General features: G+C 48.3%; 19 protein-coding genes. 4 read left to right on the top strand and 15 right to left on the bottom strand.

What is annotated here, in order from left to right; all coding sequences use genetic code 11:
• From ACO0LH_RS27235 to ACO0LH_RS27215, 5 genes are all read right to left on the bottom strand, one after another.
• The coding region (locus ACO0LH_RS27235; protein WP_422944292.1) for a DUF4347 domain-containing protein at positions 1–2,623 on the bottom strand (2,623 nt) is incomplete at its 3' end.
• Entirely contained in the window at positions 2,620–3,492 is an 873-nt protein-coding gene (locus ACO0LH_RS27230; protein WP_422944291.1) for a sulfotransferase, read from the bottom strand. The genes ACO0LH_RS27235 and ACO0LH_RS27230, both read right to left, overlap by 4 nt.
• A 618-nt stretch (positions 3,493–4,110) precedes the next feature.
• Entirely contained in the window at positions 4,111–5,136 is a 1,026-nt protein-coding gene (pbpG, locus tag ACO0LH_RS27225) for a D-alanyl-D-alanine endopeptidase (protein WP_422944290.1), read from the bottom strand.
• 106 nt (positions 5,137–5,242) lie between these two features.
• Positions 5,243–5,935, bottom strand: coding sequence for a nitroreductase (locus tag ACO0LH_RS27220; RefSeq protein WP_422944289.1), 693 nt, complete (start codon positions 5,933–5,935; stop codon positions 5,243–5,245).
• A complete protein-coding gene (locus tag ACO0LH_RS27215) occupies positions 5,932–6,372 on the bottom strand; it encodes an acyl-CoA thioesterase (RefSeq protein ID WP_422944288.1) in 441 nt (146 codons plus the stop codon). Before ACO0LH_RS27215 ends, ACO0LH_RS27220 begins: the two co-directional genes overlap by 4 nt.
• 374 nt (positions 6,373–6,746) lie before the next feature.
• Between ACO0LH_RS27215 and ACO0LH_RS27210 the strand changes: the two genes are divergently transcribed.
• The gene (locus ACO0LH_RS27210) at positions 6,747–7,313 is read left to right on the top strand and encodes a phasin family protein (RefSeq protein WP_422944287.1); all 567 of its coding nucleotides are present in this window, start codon (positions 6,747–6,749) and stop codon (positions 7,311–7,313) included.
• Positions 7,314–7,446: 133 nt separating this feature from the next.
• On the opposite strand, the gene ACO0LH_RS27205 is transcribed toward ACO0LH_RS27210, so the two are convergent.
• The 9 genes from ACO0LH_RS27205 to ACO0LH_RS27165 all read right to left on the bottom strand — a co-directional run bounded on the left by ACO0LH_RS27205 (position 7,447) and on the right by ACO0LH_RS27165 (position 16,162).
• Entirely contained in the window at positions 7,447–7,578 is a 132-nt protein-coding gene (locus ACO0LH_RS27205; protein ID WP_422944286.1) for an MFS transporter small subunit, read from the bottom strand.
• Positions 7,579–7,587: 9 nt separating this feature from the next.
• Entirely contained in the window at positions 7,588–8,967 is a 1,380-nt protein-coding gene (locus ACO0LH_RS27200; RefSeq protein WP_422944285.1) for an OFA family MFS transporter, read from the bottom strand.
• A gap of 309 nt (positions 8,968–9,276) precedes the next feature.
• On the bottom strand, positions 9,277–10,392 hold the full coding sequence (locus tag ACO0LH_RS27195; RefSeq protein WP_422944284.1) for a HEAT repeat domain-containing protein: 1,116 nt from the start codon (positions 10,390–10,392) through the stop codon (positions 9,277–9,279).
• Positions 10,393–10,603: 211 nt separating this feature from the next.
• Positions 10,604–11,329: an ABC transporter ATP-binding protein gene (locus tag ACO0LH_RS27190; protein WP_422944283.1), complete on the bottom strand. Its 726-nt coding sequence runs from the start codon at positions 11,327–11,329 to the stop codon at positions 10,604–10,606.
• Positions 11,329–12,099 carry an ABC transporter ATP-binding protein gene (locus ACO0LH_RS27185; RefSeq protein ID WP_422944282.1) on the bottom strand — a complete coding sequence of 257 codons (771 nt, stop codon included), beginning with the start codon at positions 12,097–12,099 and terminating at the stop codon, positions 11,329–11,331. The genes ACO0LH_RS27190 and ACO0LH_RS27185 overlap by 1 nt, the downstream gene beginning before the upstream one ends.
• An 11-nt stretch (positions 12,100–12,110) precedes the next feature.
• Positions 12,111–13,301 carry an ABC transporter permease subunit gene (locus tag ACO0LH_RS27180; protein WP_422944281.1) on the bottom strand — a complete coding sequence of 397 codons (1,191 nt, stop codon included), beginning with the start codon at positions 13,299–13,301 and terminating at the stop codon, positions 12,111–12,113.
• An 11-nt stretch (positions 13,302–13,312) separates the two neighbouring features.
• Positions 13,313–14,242 (bottom strand): branched-chain amino acid ABC transporter permease, encoded by a 930-nt coding sequence (locus ACO0LH_RS27175; protein ID WP_422944280.1) that lies wholly within the window; start codon positions 14,240–14,242, stop codon positions 13,313–13,315.
• Positions 14,243–14,762: 520 nt separating this feature from the next.
• Positions 14,763–15,701 (bottom strand): 4-hydroxy-3-methylbut-2-enyl diphosphate reductase, encoded by a 939-nt coding sequence (ispH, locus tag ACO0LH_RS27170; protein WP_422944279.1) that lies wholly within the window; start codon positions 15,699–15,701, stop codon positions 14,763–14,765.
• A 5-nt stretch (positions 15,702–15,706) separates the two neighbouring features.
• Entirely contained in the window at positions 15,707–16,162 is a 456-nt protein-coding gene (locus ACO0LH_RS27165; RefSeq protein WP_422944278.1) for an FKBP-type peptidyl-prolyl cis-trans isomerase, read from the bottom strand.
• Between the two features lie 108 nt (positions 16,163–16,270).
• On the opposite strand from ACO0LH_RS27165, the gene radC reads away from it, so the two are divergent.
• The 3 genes from radC (at position 16,271) to rpmG (ending at position 17,636) form a co-directional block, all read left to right on the top strand.
• Positions 16,271–16,945 (top strand): RadC family protein, encoded by a 675-nt coding sequence (gene radC / locus ACO0LH_RS27160; protein WP_422944277.1) that lies wholly within the window; start codon positions 16,271–16,273, stop codon positions 16,943–16,945.
• A 261-nt stretch (positions 16,946–17,206) separates the two neighbouring features.
• Positions 17,207–17,443 carry a 50S ribosomal protein L28 gene (gene rpmB / locus ACO0LH_RS27155; RefSeq protein ID WP_110257749.1) on the top strand — a complete coding sequence of 79 codons (237 nt, stop codon included), beginning with the start codon at positions 17,207–17,209 and terminating at the stop codon, positions 17,441–17,443.
• 25 nt (positions 17,444–17,468) lie between these two features.
• On the top strand, positions 17,469–17,636 hold the full coding sequence (rpmG, locus tag ACO0LH_RS27150; RefSeq protein WP_110257750.1) for a 50S ribosomal protein L33: 168 nt from the start codon (positions 17,469–17,471) through the stop codon (positions 17,634–17,636).
• A 245-nt stretch (positions 17,637–17,881) separates the two neighbouring features.
• Here the strand turns inward: rpmG and ACO0LH_RS27145 are convergent, their stop codons facing one another.
• Positions 17,882–19,051: a DesA family fatty acid desaturase gene (locus ACO0LH_RS27145; RefSeq protein WP_422944295.1), complete on the bottom strand. Its 1,170-nt coding sequence runs from the start codon at positions 19,049–19,051 to the stop codon at positions 17,882–17,884.
• Between the last annotated feature and the right edge of the window lie 160 nt (positions 19,052–19,211).

Genomic DNA, 19,211 nt, shown 5'->3' with positions numbered 1-19,211 from the left:
TGATGTCGTTGGTCGCGCCTATCGTCTTGACGAGGTTGGTGCCAGTGACGGTGAAGATGTGGGTGGTGCCGTCATACGTTGCTGACGTGATCGTGGGCGCAGTCACATTCGAGACGGTCACGGCATTGCCGGTCAGGTCGGCCGGTGTGCTCGTCATCCAGTTTGCCGCTGCTGCCACATTGAAAGTCGTGGTATCCACGGCCACTGTACCGTTGTTGTTCAGGATGCCATTGACGGCCAGCTTATCTGTCGCATTGAGCGCAAAACTAATCGTCGTCGTGCTACTGGCGGTCACACCCGGCGTAGTGGTCAGCGTATAAGTGCCAGCCTGACCAGTCAGCGACAGTTTGCTGACATCAACAGCACCACCATTGATGATATCCACACCGGTAATGGTCAGCGTGCCTGTGCTGGCATCATAGATAGCGCTCGTGATAGATGCCGGTGGCACTGCAGAGGTAAATGTCCAGGTCGAGGTCGATGAAATACCGTTGAAGGTCTTGTTCGCGCCATCTTTAAAAGCACCACTGTCAATCAAGACATAATATCCAGTTGTACCAGCAAAATTGGCTGTCGGGTTGATCGTGACCTTGCTGTTGGCACCGCCTGTGCCGCTGCTGAAAGTCACCTTGCTGCTGTCTGTGGCAGCGATGGTTTCCAGTATCACGTTATCAGACTGACGGTAAATGACGATATTTTTTGCTGCAACAGCAGTCACTGCCTCACCAAAGTCGATGACCAGATCGTAATTGACAGGGACATCAACGACACCATTGGCAGGTGACATGATACCGCTGAAATTGAAGCTGCCATTGTCGGTGGATTCGAAAGCACCGATGTCGATCGAACCACCACGGCCAAAACCACGGGCATCTGTTACCGGTGCACCAGTCGAGGTACCAGCATTGATGGCATTGCTGCCTCCCAGGATAGCGATGGTTTGTACTGCGCCACCATTATTGGCAAGAGTGCCCAGGGCACTGCCAAGCGTAGTGATGGTACCTGTCGTGGTATTGCTACCGCTGCCAGTAGTTCCTACCGTGCTGATGATTAGGTTATTGCTTCCTGTCAGTGAGGTCAATGTGCCGATAAAAACATCATCGTCATTAGAGAGATTATTGGTGCTGCTATTATTGGCAATGATGGTATTTTTCAGCGTGACGGCACCACTATTTTGCGTTACATACAAACCACCGCCTCCAATTGCCGCGCTATTGCCACCAACAAAAGAGTTACCAACGATGGTCGAATTCGTCAGTGTTTTTGCACCGGGGCCTGAGAGACTGATCCCGCCGCCGCCGCCGCTATTGTCGCCGGTCTTACCAGCAGAGTTGCCCGCTATAGTCAGGTTTGTCAGTGTCGCGCCAGTACCGGCAGTAACGGAAATACCGCCACCATAACGACCATTGCTGGCAGCATTGCCACTGATAGTGGTATTCGAGATGGTGACATTCGCTGCATTGACATACGCACCGCCACCATTGCCAGATGAAAACGTCGCAGTAGCCGTATTATTAGCAATGGTCGTATTGCTGATGCTGACAGTTGCTCCCGCATCATAGAATAACAATCCGGCACCTTTGCTCGTTGAGTTATTATTTCTGATGGCAACGTGATCAACGGTTAATGAGCCTGAATACATCATGGCAATCGCGCCATACCCACCACTGGCATTGGATAAAGTCATGCCAGAAATGCTGAGTGCCGACGTATTGGGCGAACTGAAAGTAGCTACAGAGGTAAAAATTGGTGAGCTATTGTTACCACTGATGGTCAACAGCGTTTCACCCGCGCCAACGATGGTCAGCGCATCACCATTATTTGCTGAATCTACATTGATTGCACCAGAAGTCAGTGTCAGCGTTGCCGCACCGCTGGCAAACAGGGCAGGATCAAACACAATTGTGTCAGCTACTCCATCACCTATGGAGGCAGCCACTGCAGCCCGCAAGGACCCTGCCCCGCTATCATTGAGATTGGTGACCTTGATGGTAGCCAGATCATATTGATAATGCTGACCTGTAATCGCCGAGGTTTCCACATTCCCGCTATGGTATTCCAGTACCCAGTCACCGTGCGCACCGGTGTCATTGGTCGAGGCTGCTACACCAGCACCCGTGGCCTTGGCCAGTTGCTGCACGAAAGTGGTGCCAGCAGTGCCTTTGGCGACATCGCAGCCATACAACATGATGTCGGCACCAGCTGCCATGGCTTTGTGTATGGTTGCCATGCTGGCCTGATAATCTGCCAGATTGTATGAGGACAACATGGTGTTGCCGAGCACCAGATAACCTTCTCCACCATGCGAGACAATATGCACACCGCTAATACCTGTCTTACCCTGTAAGGCATCTGCCATCTGCGTGACACCATTCTTGAGAGGATCAAGCATGATGACTTCAGTGCCGGGCTTGATATCTGTTAACAGGCTCTGCCAGTTGGTCAGAGCAGAGTCAACGAACACGACTTCGTGACCCGTGGCCACCGCATTGGTGCTGGCTACCGGTACGGGTGGCGACATTGGTGACATTGGCAAGCTTTGTAATGGAGCCAAAGAAGAAACCGTCAGATCAAGGGAACTGGTTTCGTTTTGCGTAGGGTGCAGCGGGTGATAATGGCTCATGCTTGTTTTCCTGAATTCACTGGATTTTCTGTATCGTTGGCGATAAATTTGGCTGTGATGACATTGGCGCGGCTGCCGGCGGTTTCTTTCCAGAATGACAGTTGACTGAATTGCTGGAACAGGTCGGGCGGCAATATGGTGTCACGGCTTTCGAAACTGACTGCGGGTCTGACCTTGTGCAGACCTCGCATGCCAAGTGGGGCATCAAATTCCGGTGCGTCATACTGGATATTCTGAAAGTCATGCTCAAACGGTTCGGCGCCAATGAAGTCATAAATCAGTGGCAGTACTTTTTGCGGTGCCTGGGCCAGTAAATCATAATCAACCAGGAGCATGGAAGCGGCGTGTTCGCTATAAAACGCACTCTTCAACGCTGCCCAGGGATAACCAACCATGCGATTACGCAAAGCCAGGGTTTCTACACGGCTATACACCGTGGCACGCTCGTTGTCGTCGTTGAAAAGGCGTGTAATTTCGTAAGGGTCGGCAGCATATTTGCGCTCTATACTGTCCATGACCCAGGCGACATTACGCACACAGGCGATCACTTTGGAGCCAGGAAACTGATCCATCAACATGGGAAGATGAGCAGTCCACATGCGGTTGGTATCAAACACCACGCTTTTATCAGCGTGCTCGGCATAATAAGAATCAAATAGCCCACGAACCAGGCGCTTGCGCTCAGGCTTGGTAATGACAGGTCCAAATTCAGTTCCAGCGCCAAACTGATGCAGCATACTGGCATATATGGTGCCAACAGGACTGGTCATGCCCGCATGGAAACGCGGGTTTTGCAACAGCAGTGCTGCCAGCAAAGTAGAACCTGAACGTGGCAGGCCAGAAATGAAGTGATAAGTTGCTTGTGTCATGAGAACTGATATCGAGACAACACCTGATCCGGCGGACAGGCATGATTAGATGGAAAAAAATTGGACGCGTTACCAGAAGGACAGCCTGATGACGATATATGAAGGAGTTGAAATGACAGTGTTGGATTCATTTTTTTATTATTTTCCATGCACCACATCAGATTTAAGCGAATGAAAATGCCCTTTTCAATCGCAGCGTATAAGGCTGGACGACATCAAACCGACACAATGCAAAATAGACAATCCCTTATAAATAGTTCACAAAAGCAACTATCTATCATCAAAACCAGTCAATTATTAAAATTCATAAATTGATAACCTGCAATAATAACATCGAAATAATTGATTTGTACCCAGCCAACTTGTAAGATTTTTATCAAATCAAAAATTTGCAAAATCAGCAATAATCCGACCTGATAAACACGGCATCGGTCAGCGAAAACAAGATTTATCAGCTTATCCGGAGTAGCCCTTAGCATTTCCTTATATGTGCAACACCAGTCACATTACACACCGGCATTACAAATAAAAAAAACCTGCAACAAGTGCAGGTTTCCAGTTCATTACGTACCACTTAAGCCGGGTCATGCCAGGCTTTTTCTTTATTGACCATAAGGATCATACATGCGGCTTGATAGTTTCCAGCCATTTCTTGATGCGATCAGCATCAGCCAGGCGTGAATATTTACCTTTGGAATCAAGAAAGACCATGACGATAGCGCGCCCTTCTATGATGGCCTGCATGACCAGACAACGGCCTGCTTCAGCGATGTAGCCGGTTTTTTGCAAACCAATTTCCCAGGCGGGATTGGCAACCAATTTGTTTGAAGTACCGTATTCCAGCGTACGTCCGCCAGGTGCCACTACATATTTTGAATCTGTTGAGTACTGCCTGATGACAGGATGCTGATATGCAGCATTGACCAGTTTGACCAAGTCGCGTGCACTGGCACGGTTCTGGCTGGACAGACCACTGGAATCAACATAATGGGTATCGCTCATGCCCAGTTGCTGCGCCTTACTGTTCATGGCGGCGATAAAAGCAGTTAATCCACCAGGATAATTCCTGCCTAGGGCAGAGGCTGCGCGATTTTCGGAACTCATCAGAGCGATATGCAACATATCGGAACGGGACAATTTTGCGCCGATTTTTAATCGGGAACTGGTGCCCTTTTCCTTGTCGATATCTTCGTTGGTGACTTCGATAATTTCATCCATGTCCTGATGCGCTTCCACGACGACCAGACTGGTCATCAGCTTGGTAATGGAAGCAATAGGCAAAGAGACTTCAGAATTTTTTTCAAACAAGACTTTGGAGCTGCTCTGATCAACCACATAGGCGACACTGGACTTCAACTCCAGCGGGTCTTGCGTATTGTTCAAACCAGCTATATCACCCGTGCTTGGTTTTTCAGGCACGACACGGACTACCGCAACGCGCTCGGTAATAATTTTGCGCTTGCCATGAACCAGAACAGCATGTTTGACCAGTTTGGTATGTCCAGCGGCTATCACTATTTTTTTGTGTACAGCGCCGTGCTTCTTGGAAGGATGCTTGTGAGAGTGAGTGGCTGCCAACACTCCTGCGGCTGGCAAGAGTGCGATCAATGAAAAAACGATTGCATGACGGGCAAACTTCACCATCATTGACTCCCTGATTGAATATGCCGGAAAAGATAGTGCAGTGTAGCAAAATTCGGAAATTCCGCAAGGCAAATAAGGAGTTAGACACACTTATTCATGTTTTGCCTTAATCCATGAAACAAGTAAACCCGTCCACGCTGTCACGTTCTGTTATCAAAGTATTTTCTATTTTGCTTTTATCGCAATATCCTAAAGACATGCCACAGACCAGCATTTCACTGTCAGGCAAGGCCAGGACCTCGGCAATAATTTTGTGATATTGCGTAAACGCTGCCTGTGGACAGGTATCTAGGCCACGGCCACGCGCAGCCAGCATAATGTTTTGCAAGAACATGCCATAGTCCAGCCATGAACCCTGCTCCATCACACGGTCTATAGTGAAGATCAAACCGACTGGCGCTTCGAAGAAAGCATAGTTACGCCCATGCTGCGCATGCATACCCTGTTTGTTTTCACGTCCCAGTCCTAATAGAGCATATAAATCCCAGCCTACCTTGCGCCTGCGCTCAAGATAAGGCGTGATCCATTTCACCGGATAATAGTTATATTCTTCCTTATGCTCTGCCTGCCCGATGCTGTTATGTGCAGCGACGATAGCGGCGGACAATTCCTGTAGCTTGTTGCCGGTCAGCACATACACTTTCCATGGCTGGGTGTTGCTGCCAGAAGGCGCACGGGCCGAGACTTCCAGTATTTGTCGTATATCTTCCCGCTCAACTGGCGTTGGCAAGAAAGCACGAATGGAACGACGGGACTTAATGGTTTCATCAACCAGTTCTTGTGTGGCGGATTTGATCATACTGATTTTGCCTCAATCGTTTGCAAAAGCTGACGCATTGCATCAGGAATAGCACTAGGGCGGCGACTTTGCCTGTCCACATAAACGTGGACAAAATGGCCTTGCGCTGCTGCGCTGTCATCCTGATTTTTAAAGATACCCACTTCATAGCGCACACTGGAGTTTCCCAATTTGGTCACGCTAACGCCGGCCTCCACTACATCAGGAAAAGCCACAGAGGCCAAGTAATTACATTGGGTTTCTATCACCAAACCAATCACCGGGCTATTTTCTATATCCAATACGCCGTTGGCAATCAGGAACTGATTCACAACCGTATCAAACCAACTGTAATACACCACGTTGTTAACATGCCCATAGGCATCGTTGTCCATCCAGCGGGTAGTAATCGTATGAAAATGCTGAAAATCTTTACGCTGTTTTGCTGCAATTGCCATTATCTGCCCACTCCAGAGAGAAAAAGATGCCTGAATGTAAGTGGCAAGTATGAAAGTCTGGAGAACAAATGTCCAGTGGGCGGTAAGCACTTCATTTTCTGGTCATATTTGCCATACATAATTCACACAGGAAAAACTGCACCATGCTTTTATTTTCCTGCGTCACTATTTGCACGCTACATTAAGTCATCATTACATTTTATATTGCAATGCACAAATTTACCTTGACTTCGTGTTTCGAATCAATAAAATACGAATTATTGCGTCGCACAATTTAACTTGCCAGCTTATTTTCATTGCCAAAATACAATGTGAATTAGCAGCCAAATTTCTTTTATCACTTTTGCATTACACTTTCCTACTTGGGGGTCTTCATGTTTACAGTACCTGAACAATTTTCTGCCGCAACCAAAGCAAATTTCGATGCTCAACTCGCGCTCATCACTGCGCTGACAGGCAAGGCATTTGAAGGTGTAGAGAAGTTTGTTGAATTGAATTTGAACGCCGTAAAGTCTTCTTTCGAAGAGTCTTCTGCAGCGACAAAGCAATTGCTTGCAGCCAAAGACCCACAAGAATTTTTCAATCTGTCAGCCGCTCAGGCACAGCCAACCGCTGAAAAATTGCTGGCTTACAGCCGTCATCTGGCAACCATCGCGTCCAGCACACAGGCTGAATTCACGCACGCGGCTGAAGTGCAAATCGCAGAAACAAACCGCAAGGTATTGTCCCTGATTGATGAGGTGTCCAAAAATGCACCTGCTGGCTCTGAACAGTTTGTCTCTTTCTTCAAGACATCGATAGACAACGCAAACGCCAGCTATGATCATTTGACAAAAACAACCAAGCAAGCCGTTGAAGCATTGGAAGCCAATCTGAACAATGCAGTGTCCACAATTTCCCAGACAGCAACCAAAGCCGCACCAAAAGCTGCCAAGAAATAAATAGCACTTGCGTAACTTGCGCATCGTCATGCGCCGATATAAAACGAAAAAGCCCTGCATTGATTTTGCAGGGCTTTTTCATTGGAAGCCGGAGAACTATCATTTCCGGCCAAAGATACTCGTACTTACGTCATCATGCAAACATGGCCATGACCTTGATTGCAGTTTGCCATACTCCCCAAGCCAGCGGAATACCTGCCAGCGTCCAGAAAAAGATCACTTTGGCCTTCATGCCGGGATCAATGTATTGATTCACATCGCTCATAAAATTTCCTTAGTTTGCAGAGGTTTGTAATGCTGAATCTGGCAGGTGAGCATTACTTTGTATTTGATGCGGTGCCTGGACGAACAGATTGAGAACAAATTCGCCGACCAGCAAACCGCCGAGGATGTAGACAACCGTCGAGTAAGCAGCGGCATCGGCAAGGCCCTGGTTTTTAACCAGATAATCACGTCCTGCATTCACCACCAACGGTCCGATCACACCAGCCATGGACCAGGCCGTCAGCAAGCGGCCATGAATCGCGCTTACTTCCTTTTTCCCAAACATATCAGCGAGATAAGCAGGGATAGTCGCAAATCCCGCACCGTAAAAACTCATGACCAGGGCAAACAACGCAACAAACAAAGTCATATTGCCAGACTCAGCCGCTGAGGGAATTGCCCAGTAAGCCAGAGCACCAGCACCTGAATACATGGCATACGCCCATTTACGGCCAATCTTGTCAGAAAAGCTGGACCAGATAAACCGCCCCGCCATGTTACACAGAGACAGCAAGCCAACGAAACCAGCAGCCGCTGCCGCCGAAATGCCGACCATTTTTTGTGCCATCAATGAAGCTTGCCCCAGGATACCGATACCGGCAGACACGTTCAGCAACAAAATCCCCCACAATAACCAGAACTGCGGTTGGCGTACTGCTTCGGAAACAGAAAAATCATCCGCGCCATTCGACGAAATATGAAGCGCTTCTTTCGCAGAAGGCACCCAGCCTGCCGGTTGATAACCGGGAAACGGGACACGTGCTATCGAGACCGCTGCCAATTGAAAACCCAGATACATAACAGCCATGATGACGAATGTCGCCGGGATACCGGCATATTGCGATCCTTCGCTGAAATACTTCATCAAGTTGACTGCCAGGGGTGAGCCAACCAAGGCACCGCCACCAAAACCCATGATCGCCAGACCCGTTGCCATGCCACGCTTGTCCGGAAACCATTTGATCAACGTAGATACCGGGGAGATATAACCAATACCCAAGCCAGTACCACCAATAGCACCATACCCCAGGATGACCAGAGGCAAGGAGTTGGCGACGACACCCAGCGCGGACACCAGAAAGCCGGCAAAGAAACAAAGAGCCGATGCCAGCATGGCCTTGCGGGGTCCTACCCGCTCTACCCATTTACCAAAAACGGCAGCCGACAAACCGAGACAAATAATAGCAACAGAAAAAATCCAGCCCACACTGGTCAAGCTGGATCCCAGCACTTTCACGAGCGGGCCGTTAAATACGGAAAAACCATAGGCTTGTCCCAGAGGAAAATGGATGAGTAATGCCGCTGCGGCCATCAGCCAGCGACTATAACCGGGAGCGGCAACAGCACCTTCTTTTGAAAGGGCCGCCTTAAAGCCATTGATGAATGACATGGAATCTCCTTATATTTCTATGTTGTAGAGAGGGAAAGCATTATGTATACATCATGCTTAAAAGCAATGTCAATGATCGAAACAGATCGTTTCAAGTCTTTCATGGTCGCTACAGCGAGCAAGGCGGGAAAGGTATGGATGCTGCTGCGGGATGTGCTACTTATTTACAACACACTATGTGTAAAGTCCCGATGTGTAGAGCCATGTCAACAGCATGCGTCAATCCGTGCACGCCACAAATCGTGCATCACCGATTTTACAGTCGCATTATGATTGTTTGTGTTTTGCCATCACTGATAATAAATATGATTATTTTTCAGTTAATGGAACCGTAGATGCAGCATTCTGCCTGGTGACTTCATCACTGAAGTATCGTTTTATTTGCTCCCGAATAAGCGGCGAACTGTCATCACGCATTTCAGCCAGGTAGCGGGATGATACTTCGGACGGATGCTTGATCAGCATATTCACCGCTGTGAGTCTGAACTCATCGATCTGGCTATGACGATGCTCTAGCACGAACTGCCGGTTAGCAGGTCTGGGACTTTCTGAGAGAAGGTGAAAGGCCTGTACTTGAAGAGCAGGAACAAGGGATATATCACTGGCCCGCCAGACGGCACGATCCTGCAACTCATCGTTGCCAACATCGACCATACCCTTCAAGGCGGCGACAGCTTCATCGCTATCGTACTTTGCAAGATTTGAGAGGGCAAAAAATTTTTTTGAATACGAAGGCAATTTGAGTATTTTCAGCAGATAAGGGATCGCTCTATTGTCTGAAATAGCGGCGAGCGCTTTTTGAGATTCCTCAACTGGTTTCAATGCATAATCGTTTTCGCTATCAGCCAAGATAGTATTCGCCCATGCTGCGATATCCACGCCCATGCGCGGCATGTCTGTCGCCGTCATGGTGACGCTCAGTTTTTCAGAGATATCGATATCATTTACTTCAAGCTGCTTTTGATAGGGAGGAAACCGGATAGCCAGTCGTTTTGAAGCTTTGATCTTGTAAACACCCGCTTTTTCGATTTTCACCCAGTCAGACAAGAGCAAACGAAATACATATTCCTGTCCTGCTTGTAATTCTTGAATCCGAGTCATCCCGCCCATATTGAAAACTTCTTCAGAGGGAATGACGACGCCATGATTATCGAGCACACTAAGTGCGAATGAATCTGGTCGTGCATATTTGTTCTGGTAGTCGCCGCCCACCAAAATACCCATTTCTTTTTTTGATACGTTTTTCACTTTCAATGACAGCCAGACTGGTTCGCCGAGCATGACAACAGGTTTGTCGGTAACAAGGCTTACAATCAATTTTGCAGTACCTGACTGATGAGTAGTTTCACCATAAGCGAGGTGGCTGACCAGCAGGGTCGTTAACAGCAAACTGAAGCCAATCAAGTCAGATCTGATGAATTTCATCGTGGTGTCTTTTTTATCCAGAAACAGCAACGGATAATCAATTCATTCGTTGCGCACAACATTAAAGTGCTAAGGCGACTAAAAAACATCATAAGGGAAACCCGACCAGTTTTATATATACCTTGGTATGCAGTAGACAAAAAAAACCTGCAATCTCTTGCAGGTTTCTCATACCAATTACGGTAACTGTCGCGTCAATCAAACACGCCGGTCAACCTTCACCCAGGTAGGCTGCCTGGACTTTAGGATCATTCAGCATATCCTTGGCGTTGCCGCTCATGGTGATCGCGCCGGAATCCATCACATAACCACGATGTGCGGCCTGCAAGGCCAGTTTGGCATTTTGCTCGACCAGCAAGATAGTGACGCCCTGCGCAGATACGTTGCGTACGACCTCAAAAATCTTTTCAACCATGATGGGCGACAAGCCCATCGACGGCTCATCCAGTAACAGCAGTTCAGGATGACTCATGAGCGCACGTGCCATTGCCAGCATTTGCTGTTCACCACCAGACAAAGTACCCGCCAGTTGCGCTGAACGTTCTTTCAAACGTGGGAAAACCGCGAACCATTTTTCGATATCGGTGTTGATACCCGCTTTATCGTTACGGGTGTAAGCACCCATCATCAGGTTTTCCAGAATGGTCATGCGGGTAAATACGCCACGCCCTTCCGGTACCATTGCCAGATGATTTTTTACCATTTCAAAGGAATTCGTCTCCTTGATGGACTTACCCATGTAAATGATATCGCCTTCGACTTTGCAGCTAGGCAAAGTACCGGTAACCGCTTTCAAAGTCGTGGTCTTGCCAGCACCATTGGCACCGATCAGAGTAATCAGTTCGCCTTTGTTGACTTCAAGATCAATACCTTTAACGGCCTTGATACCGCCGTAAGCAACCTTCAGATTACTTATCTTTAATACGTTCTCAGCCATTAGTGACCTCCTCCCAAATACGCTTCGATAACTGCCGGATTTTTCTGTATGTCTGCTGGCAAACCTTCTGCAATTGGCTTGCCATAATCCAGAACAGTCATCCTGTCACACAACCCCATCATCAGTTTGACGTCATGCTCAATGAGCAAAATGGTCTTGCCTTCGGCTTTGATCTTGACCAGCAATTCGCGCAGCGCGAGTTTTTCAGTCGCATTCATACCGGCAGCAGGTTCGTCAAGTGCCAGCAATTTAGGGTCCGTTGCCAGGGCACGGGCAATTTCCAGACGGCGCTGATCGCCATATGAGAGAAACTTGGAAGTACGGTCAGCAAAAGCGCCGATGCCGACAAAGTCGAGCAGCTCCTGCGCACGCTGGCGTATTTCTTTTTCTTCCTTGCGCGCCGCGGGGTGACGGAACACGGCACCAAACACACCCTGATGCGTACGTATATGGCGTCCAACCATGACATTTTCCAAAGCTGTCATTTCACCAAACAGGCGAATATTCTGGAAAGTCCTGGCGATACCTGCCTTGGCCACTTCATGCGGTGCTGATGGCGAATAAGGCTTACCATCAAGTTCAAAAGTACCCGTATCAGGTTGATACAAGCCGGTAATGACATTGAAGAATGTGGTTTTACCAGCACCATTAGGGCCGATCAGGCCATAAATCTGGCCCTTCTTGATATTGATCCCCACATTCGACAAGGCTTGCAGGCCGCCAAAGCGTTTATTGGCACCCTCAATTTTTAAGATAGTCTGTTCAGTCATCTTGGTATTCCTTATGCTGCCGCTTCGTTGGTCTTGGACATACGGTCTTCATGTTTCGGTGCGGGCCACAAGCCGGCAGGACGATTGAGCATGATGATGACCATCGTGAAACCGTACAACAATTGACGCAATACTTCAGCTTCGATCCAGATACGACCAAACAGCAGATTTTGTACAGGCTCTACGGTATGGCGCAATACTTCTGGCAAGGCTGCCAGCAATACTGCACCCAGAATGACACCAGGAATATGGCCGATACCACCCAACACCACCATCGCCAGAATCACAATGGATTCCATCAGCGAGAACGATTCAGGAGAAACGAAGCCCTGGAAGCTGGCAAACATCGCACCGGAAACGCCACCAAAAGAGGCGCCCATGGAAAATGCCAGCAATTTCACGTTACGGGTATTGATGCCCATGGCTTTCGCAGCGATTTCATCTTCCCGTATTGCTACCCATGCACGACCCAGACGCGAATCCTGCAAACGCACTGATACGATAACGATACCTATGCACAAAGCCAGGAACAGGAAGTAATACGCATTCACCGATGGCATGCTCATACCCAGGAATTTGACTGTCGCATTTGAACCAGCTTCGCCAGCCAGTGACACGCCAAACACGCGGATAGGATCAATCAGGTTAATCCCTTGTGGGCCATTAGTGAAATTGATCGGTGAATTCATGTTGTTCATGAAGATACGGATAATTTCGCCGAAACCCAGGGTGACAATCGCCAGATAATCGCCACGCAGCTTCAGGGTTGGCGCGCCCAGCAAAGCACCAAATAAACCTGCAACCGCCGCCGCAAACGGTACGATCACCCATACAGACAGGTGAATACCGTCTTTGGCAATTTCCGGCCCGCACACTGCCAGCAGGAAATTACCAACTACCGGATAGTTATTGATAAACGATTCAATAATGACGGCAAATTGTTGCGAACCAAAAATAGCGGCCAGATAAGCACCAACTGCATAGAAAGCGATATATCCCAGATCAAGCAGACCGGCAAAACCGACCACGATATTCAGGCCCAGTGCGAGCATGATATACAGTAGCGCGAAGTCGATGATCCTGACCCAGGAGTTACCGAAATTGGCAGCCACAAAAGGAAACAACAACATCACGATACCCAGAACAGCAAAACTGGTATAGGCTTTTTTAGGGTTGGCTTTTACATCAAATATAGTCGACATTGTTTTTCTCCTTACGCACGATCAGCAACACGCTCACCCATGATGCCGGATGGGCGCAAGGTCAGTACGATAATCAAAACGATGAAAGCAAAAATATCCTGGTAGTGACTACCGAGTATGCCGCCAGTCAGGTCGCCGATATAGCCAGCACCCAGACTTTCAATCAGGCCAAGCAGGATACCGCCCACCATCGCACCATAAATATTACCAATACCGCCCAATACCGCGGCAGAGAAGGCTTTCAGGCCAGGCACAAAGCCCATCGCGAATTGTGCAGACGAATAGTTCGCTGCCCACATCACACCAGCAATGGCAGCCAGTGCGGCGCCGATGGCAAAGGTCGCGACGATCACCTTGTTCGAGTCAACGCCCATCAGGCCAGCAACGCGGGGGTTTTCAGCAGTGGCACGCATGGCCCTGCCCATCTTGGTTTTTTCAACCAACAGCACCAGGCCAACCATCGCCAGCGTTGCCAGTACCAGCAACAATATCTGGGTCTGGGAAATCACCGCACCACCAATCTGCACCGGTGTGGACGACATGACAGAAGGGAAAGGGATAGGGCTACGGCCCCAGAGCATCATGGCGAAAGTTTGCACCAGAATCGATACGCCGATCGCGGTAATCAACGGTGCCAGGCGTGGCGCATTTCTGAGCCTTCGATAAGCAACACGTTCGATCAGCACATTCACAGCGATACAGACAGGAATGGCACCCAGAATAGCGATAATCAGCTTAATGATACCTGGCAAATCAGGCGCTACAACTTGCAACAATTTCAGAATACTCAGGCCCGCCATCGCACCAACCATCAGTACGTCGCCGTGCGCAAAGTTAATCAGGTTCAGTACACCATAGACCATGGTGTAACCGAGTGCTACCAGGGCATACATGCTGCCCAACACCAGACCATTAATAATTTGTTGGATAAAGGTATCCATATTTTATTTCTCACTTTATGAACGAATCGAATTTCTTACTAAAAACAGGCGGTGGATTTAAATCAAAGCCACACAATGCAAAAAGCAACTTCAGCAATAATCATTCCTGCTAACGAAAGCGGCACCCTGAATTGGGTGCCGCCGGAATTCGAACGAGCGCTATCCAAACAAGCGCGTCATCATAATGGGAGCAACGATAGCGTCATCGATACACATGATAGAACTCTCCTCTGCAACTTTTGGTAAAAGTTTTTTTGTAATATATGTAGACTTAGTGGTTATCCCAGTAAAGTCGGCCGGATTATACAGAGTTTGTATCTTGCGCCAGTGGTAAAAAAGCCACCGCAAGCTACGTATTTTCCACAACCGCCTAGCACCAGCATACACGCTTTATAAGTCCGTCAACTAGCCGAACTTAATTGTGCCGCAATCTTAAACACGTATTTGCAAAATAAAATATCGAAAACAACACCTGCAACAAATTTTTAATCAAATTCACCTGCATCGAGCTGACCTGAAATCAGACTTTAGCAGCAGACAATCCTTTCGGCATAGGAAAAGTTACGGCTTCTTCAACACCATCCAACGCGCGTACGCTACGCGCACCCAATTGCTTCAAACTGGCAATCACTTCCTGCACCAATATTTCAGGTGCAGACGCACCGGCAGTGACACCTATGCGCTGGCGACCTTGCAACCATTCAGGATTGATCTGGCTGGCATTGTCGACCATATACGCAGTGACCCCTTTCTTCTGCGCCACCTCGCGCAAGCGGTTGGAATTGGAACTGTTGGGGCTACCCACTACCAGCACCAGGTCAACTTGCGGCGCCATGAACTTGACCGCCTCTTGCCGGTTGGTAGTGGCATAGCAGATGTCACCTTTCTTGGGCTCACTGATGGAAGGAAAGCGTGTTTTCAGCGCAGCGATAATTTCTATCGTATCGTCCACCGACAAAGTCGTTTGTGATACGAAGGCCAGCATTTCCGGATTTCTCACTTCCAGACTGGCGACATCAGCGACTGTTTCAACCAGATACATACCACCTTCAGCCTGCCCCATGGTTCCCTCAACTTCCGGGTGACCATGATGCCCTATCATGATGATTTCACGGCCTTCCTTGCGCATCTTCGCCACTTCAATGTGAACCTTGGTCACCAGAGGGCAGGTAGCGTCAAAAATAGTCAAGCCCCTGGCTTCGGCTTGTTTGCGCACCTCTTGCGACACACCGTGGGCAGAAAAAATCAGGGTATTACCGGAAGGTACATCTTCCAGCTCTTCAATAAAAATCGCGCCCTTGGCCTTCAGGTCGTTCACCACGTAGGCGTTGTGCACAATTTCGTGCCTGACATAGATCGGTGCACCGAATTGCTGCAACGCACGCTCAACGATTTCTATGGCGCGGTCAACGCCAGCACAAAAACCACGTGGCTGCGCCAGTAAAATTTCCTTATCCATATGAATCAAAGTATTCCAATAATTTTTGTTTCAAACAAAACGGTTTGCCCGGCCAACGGATGATTAAAATCAAAGATAGCACCATCCTCATCAAGTGAGCGCAGGATACCGGCAAATTTTCCACCGGCGGGGGCGGCAAATTCGACCAGATCGCCAATCACATATTGCTCGCCAAATGCCGAGTTTTCTTTTAGTGTAGCGAGCGACACGCGCTGTATCAATTCTGGGTTACGTGGCCCAAAGGCTTTTTCTGGTGCCAGCTCCTGAGTCGTATGCGAGCCCTCTTCCAGACCCAGCAAGGATGATTCCAGTTCTGGTGCCAGTTGCCCTGTACCTAGTTGCAAGGTGGCCGGGCGCTCATTAAAGGTACTGAGGATATCTTCGCCATTCAGAGTAGCAAGGCGATAATGCAAGGTCAGGTAGGCGTCGGGGGTAACGGTAGGGATAGCAGTAGCAGACATGGTATGAAGCATAAGAAAAGTAGCTGGAATAAGCTGGTATTGTAAGCCAGGTCAGCCGGCTTTCGTCTATCAACATGCAAAGGACACTGTTCTATGGAGAGATCTTAGATGGCAATCAATGAATGGCCGGAAGACCAGAGGCCGAGGGAGAGGCTGATCAAGCATGGTGCGAGCGCCCTGTCGGACGCAGAATTGCTGGCTGTCTTCCTCAGAACCGGGGTCGCCGGCAAAAGTGCCGTTGATCTGGGGCGTGACATGATCAGCCAGTTTGGCTCGCTGTCAGGGCTATTTGCCGCCAGCATCAAGGATTTTTCTGCCATACACGGCCTGGGCAGCGCCAAATATGCGCAGCTACAAGCCGTCCTGGAATTGGCAAAACGGGCAATTTCTGAAGAATTGCAACAACATACCTCGCTGTCATCTCCCCAGGCAGTAAAGAATTATTTGCAACTCCTTATCGGCAATAAAACTTACGAATCCTTTGCTGTTCTCTATCTTGATATCAAAAACCGCCTGATTACCACCGAAGAGCTATTTCGCGGCACGCTCAATCATGCCAGCGTCTATCCAAGGGAAGTGCTCAAGAATGCACTACATCATAATGCGGCGGCCATCATACTCGCGCACAACCACCCGTCTGGCTCTTGCGAGCCCAGCTCTGCCGATATCAATCTGACGCAGACCCTGAAGCAAGCACTGACATTGGTAGATATACGGGTGCTTGATCACTTCATTGTAGCCAATCCCAATGTGTATTCTTTTGCCGAGCACGGCCTGATATGAATTTCATATGAAGACAGGCGCTCTTGCCAGCGTAGTGTGCAGACAACACATGCCACACCATAAAATTGCGCAGAACAAGGACTTGTATAACCGCAGAAGTCTGAAAAACGCATGATGAACAAGGAAAACCATAATGAAAATCAAATTGTTAAATATTAAAATTTAAAATGACACACTTGTTTTTCGCAAGTCGTTGATAATTCATGGAATTTTGTTTATACTTGCGTTTTTCCAATTTCGGAATGCACTGAGGAGTTAAACATGGCACGTGTCTGCCAAGTGACTGGGAAGGGGCCAATGGTTGGCAACAACGTTTCCCACGCTAATAACAAAACAAAACGCCGCTTTTTGCCGAATCTGCAAAATCGTCGCTTTTTCGTAGAATCAGAAAACCGTTGGGTTTCTCTGCGTTTGTCCAATGCTGGTCTGCGCGTCATTGACAAAATCGGCATCGATGCCGTTTTGACTGACATGCGTGCTCGCGGCGAAAAAGTTTAAGCTAAACTATTGTTAGGAAAATATCATGGCTAAATCTGGTCGCGACAAAATCAAGCTGGAATCGACTGCTGGTACAGGTCACTTCTATACAACCTCCAAAAACAAGCGCACTATGCCTGAAAAAATGGAGATCATGAAGTTCGATCCTAAAGCACGTAAGCACGTCATCTACAAAGAAACCAAAATTAAATAATTTTGTATTCTGTAGTCAAAAAGCCCTGCATTGCAGGGCTTTTTTGTTTTTGCTGTCTTCGGGATCGTATTTCGTTCCCCGGTGTTCATAAGAGCTTCGCGTACGCTCCACCTCACCTGCATGAACTGCTTGAAAATGAAGTGCCGCAGCTGCTCCCCTTAGATTGTGAAAAGCATCCAATAGCGCAAAAAGCAAAAACGGCACCGAAGTGCCGTTTTATCACGCTCGCATATTACGCTTGAGATTTAAGCGTAAGTACGCAGCCGCAAAGAAAATTCACGCAAAGTCTGAATGCCGGATGCCTCAGCGCGCATGCACCAGTCTTGCAGTTGCTGCACCAGTTGCTCACGGCTGACAGTTGAACGTTCCCAGATCAGGCCCAATTCGACACGCATATCATGCATGGTCTTCAAGGCATTGCTGTGCGCCAGCACTTCTGACAATTGCAGCTGTTGCGGTACTTCGAGCTTGGTCGGCTCACGCTGTAACAGCTTCTTGGTCAGCTTCAGGTGTTGTGCTTCGAATTTGGCTTTTTCACGCAAGCTGCTTACTTCGTCACGCCAGGTGCGGCGTAAAGACTTGGTGTATTTCGCCATTACATCATAGCGATTGGTAATAACCGCCTGCAAGGTATCCAGATCGACGACACTCTTGATTTCTGCAAATTTTGGCTCTGGTGCGACTTTCTTGACTTTCGCCAGACCCATGATTTCCAGTGTACGGATATACAGCCAGCCTATATCGAACTCATACCATTTGGAGGACAGTTTTGCAGACGTACCAAAAGTGTGGTGGTTGTTATGTAATTCTTCGCCACCGATCAAAATACCGAAAGGCACAATATTGCGCGAGGCATCCACGCAATCATAGTTGCGGTAACCCCAATAATGACCTATGCCATTAATGATGCCGGCAGCGGTGATTGGTATCCACAACATCTGTACAGCCCATACGGTGATGCCAGCGACACCGAACAACAAGAAATCAATAATCAGCATTAAAGCCACACCCTGCCAGCTGAAACGCGTGTAGACGTTGCGTTCCATCCAGTCATCTGGTGTGCCGTGACCATACTTTTGCATGGTTTCCAGGTTTTTTGACTCTGCGCGATACAGCTCAGCACCTTCCAGCAATACTTTCTTGATACCACGTGTCACTGGACTATGAGGATCTTCTTCAGTTTCACATTTGGCATGGTGCTTGCGATGGATAGCAGCCCATTCCTTGGTCACCTGGCCAGTCGTCAGCCACAACCAGAAACGAAAAAAATGACTGGGAATCGCATGCAATTCCAGCGCACGGTGCGCCTGGCAACGGTGCAGAAAAATTGTTACACTTGCAATAGTGATATGTGTCACTACCATCGTGAAAACAAAAATTTGCCAGCCAGTGGCGCGACTAAAACCATTGGACATGAAGTCCAGGGCTGCATCAATAAAAGTACTCAAAATGACATTTACTCCGTTGTAATTGACAGTATCTTGGCTTATATCGCAAAAAATGCTAATGCCATAATCTAGTATAGACAATGACCAATATTGTACGCGTTTTTAGAAGTATCTCGCTAATTTTAGG

This window comes from Undibacterium sp. TJN19 (assembly GCF_049339485.1).
Lineage (GTDB): Bacteria > Pseudomonadota > Gammaproteobacteria > Burkholderiales > Burkholderiaceae_D > Undibacterium.
The sequence above is the reverse complement of the archived record's forward strand: the minus strand, read 5'-3'. Positions and strand labels throughout refer to the sequence as shown.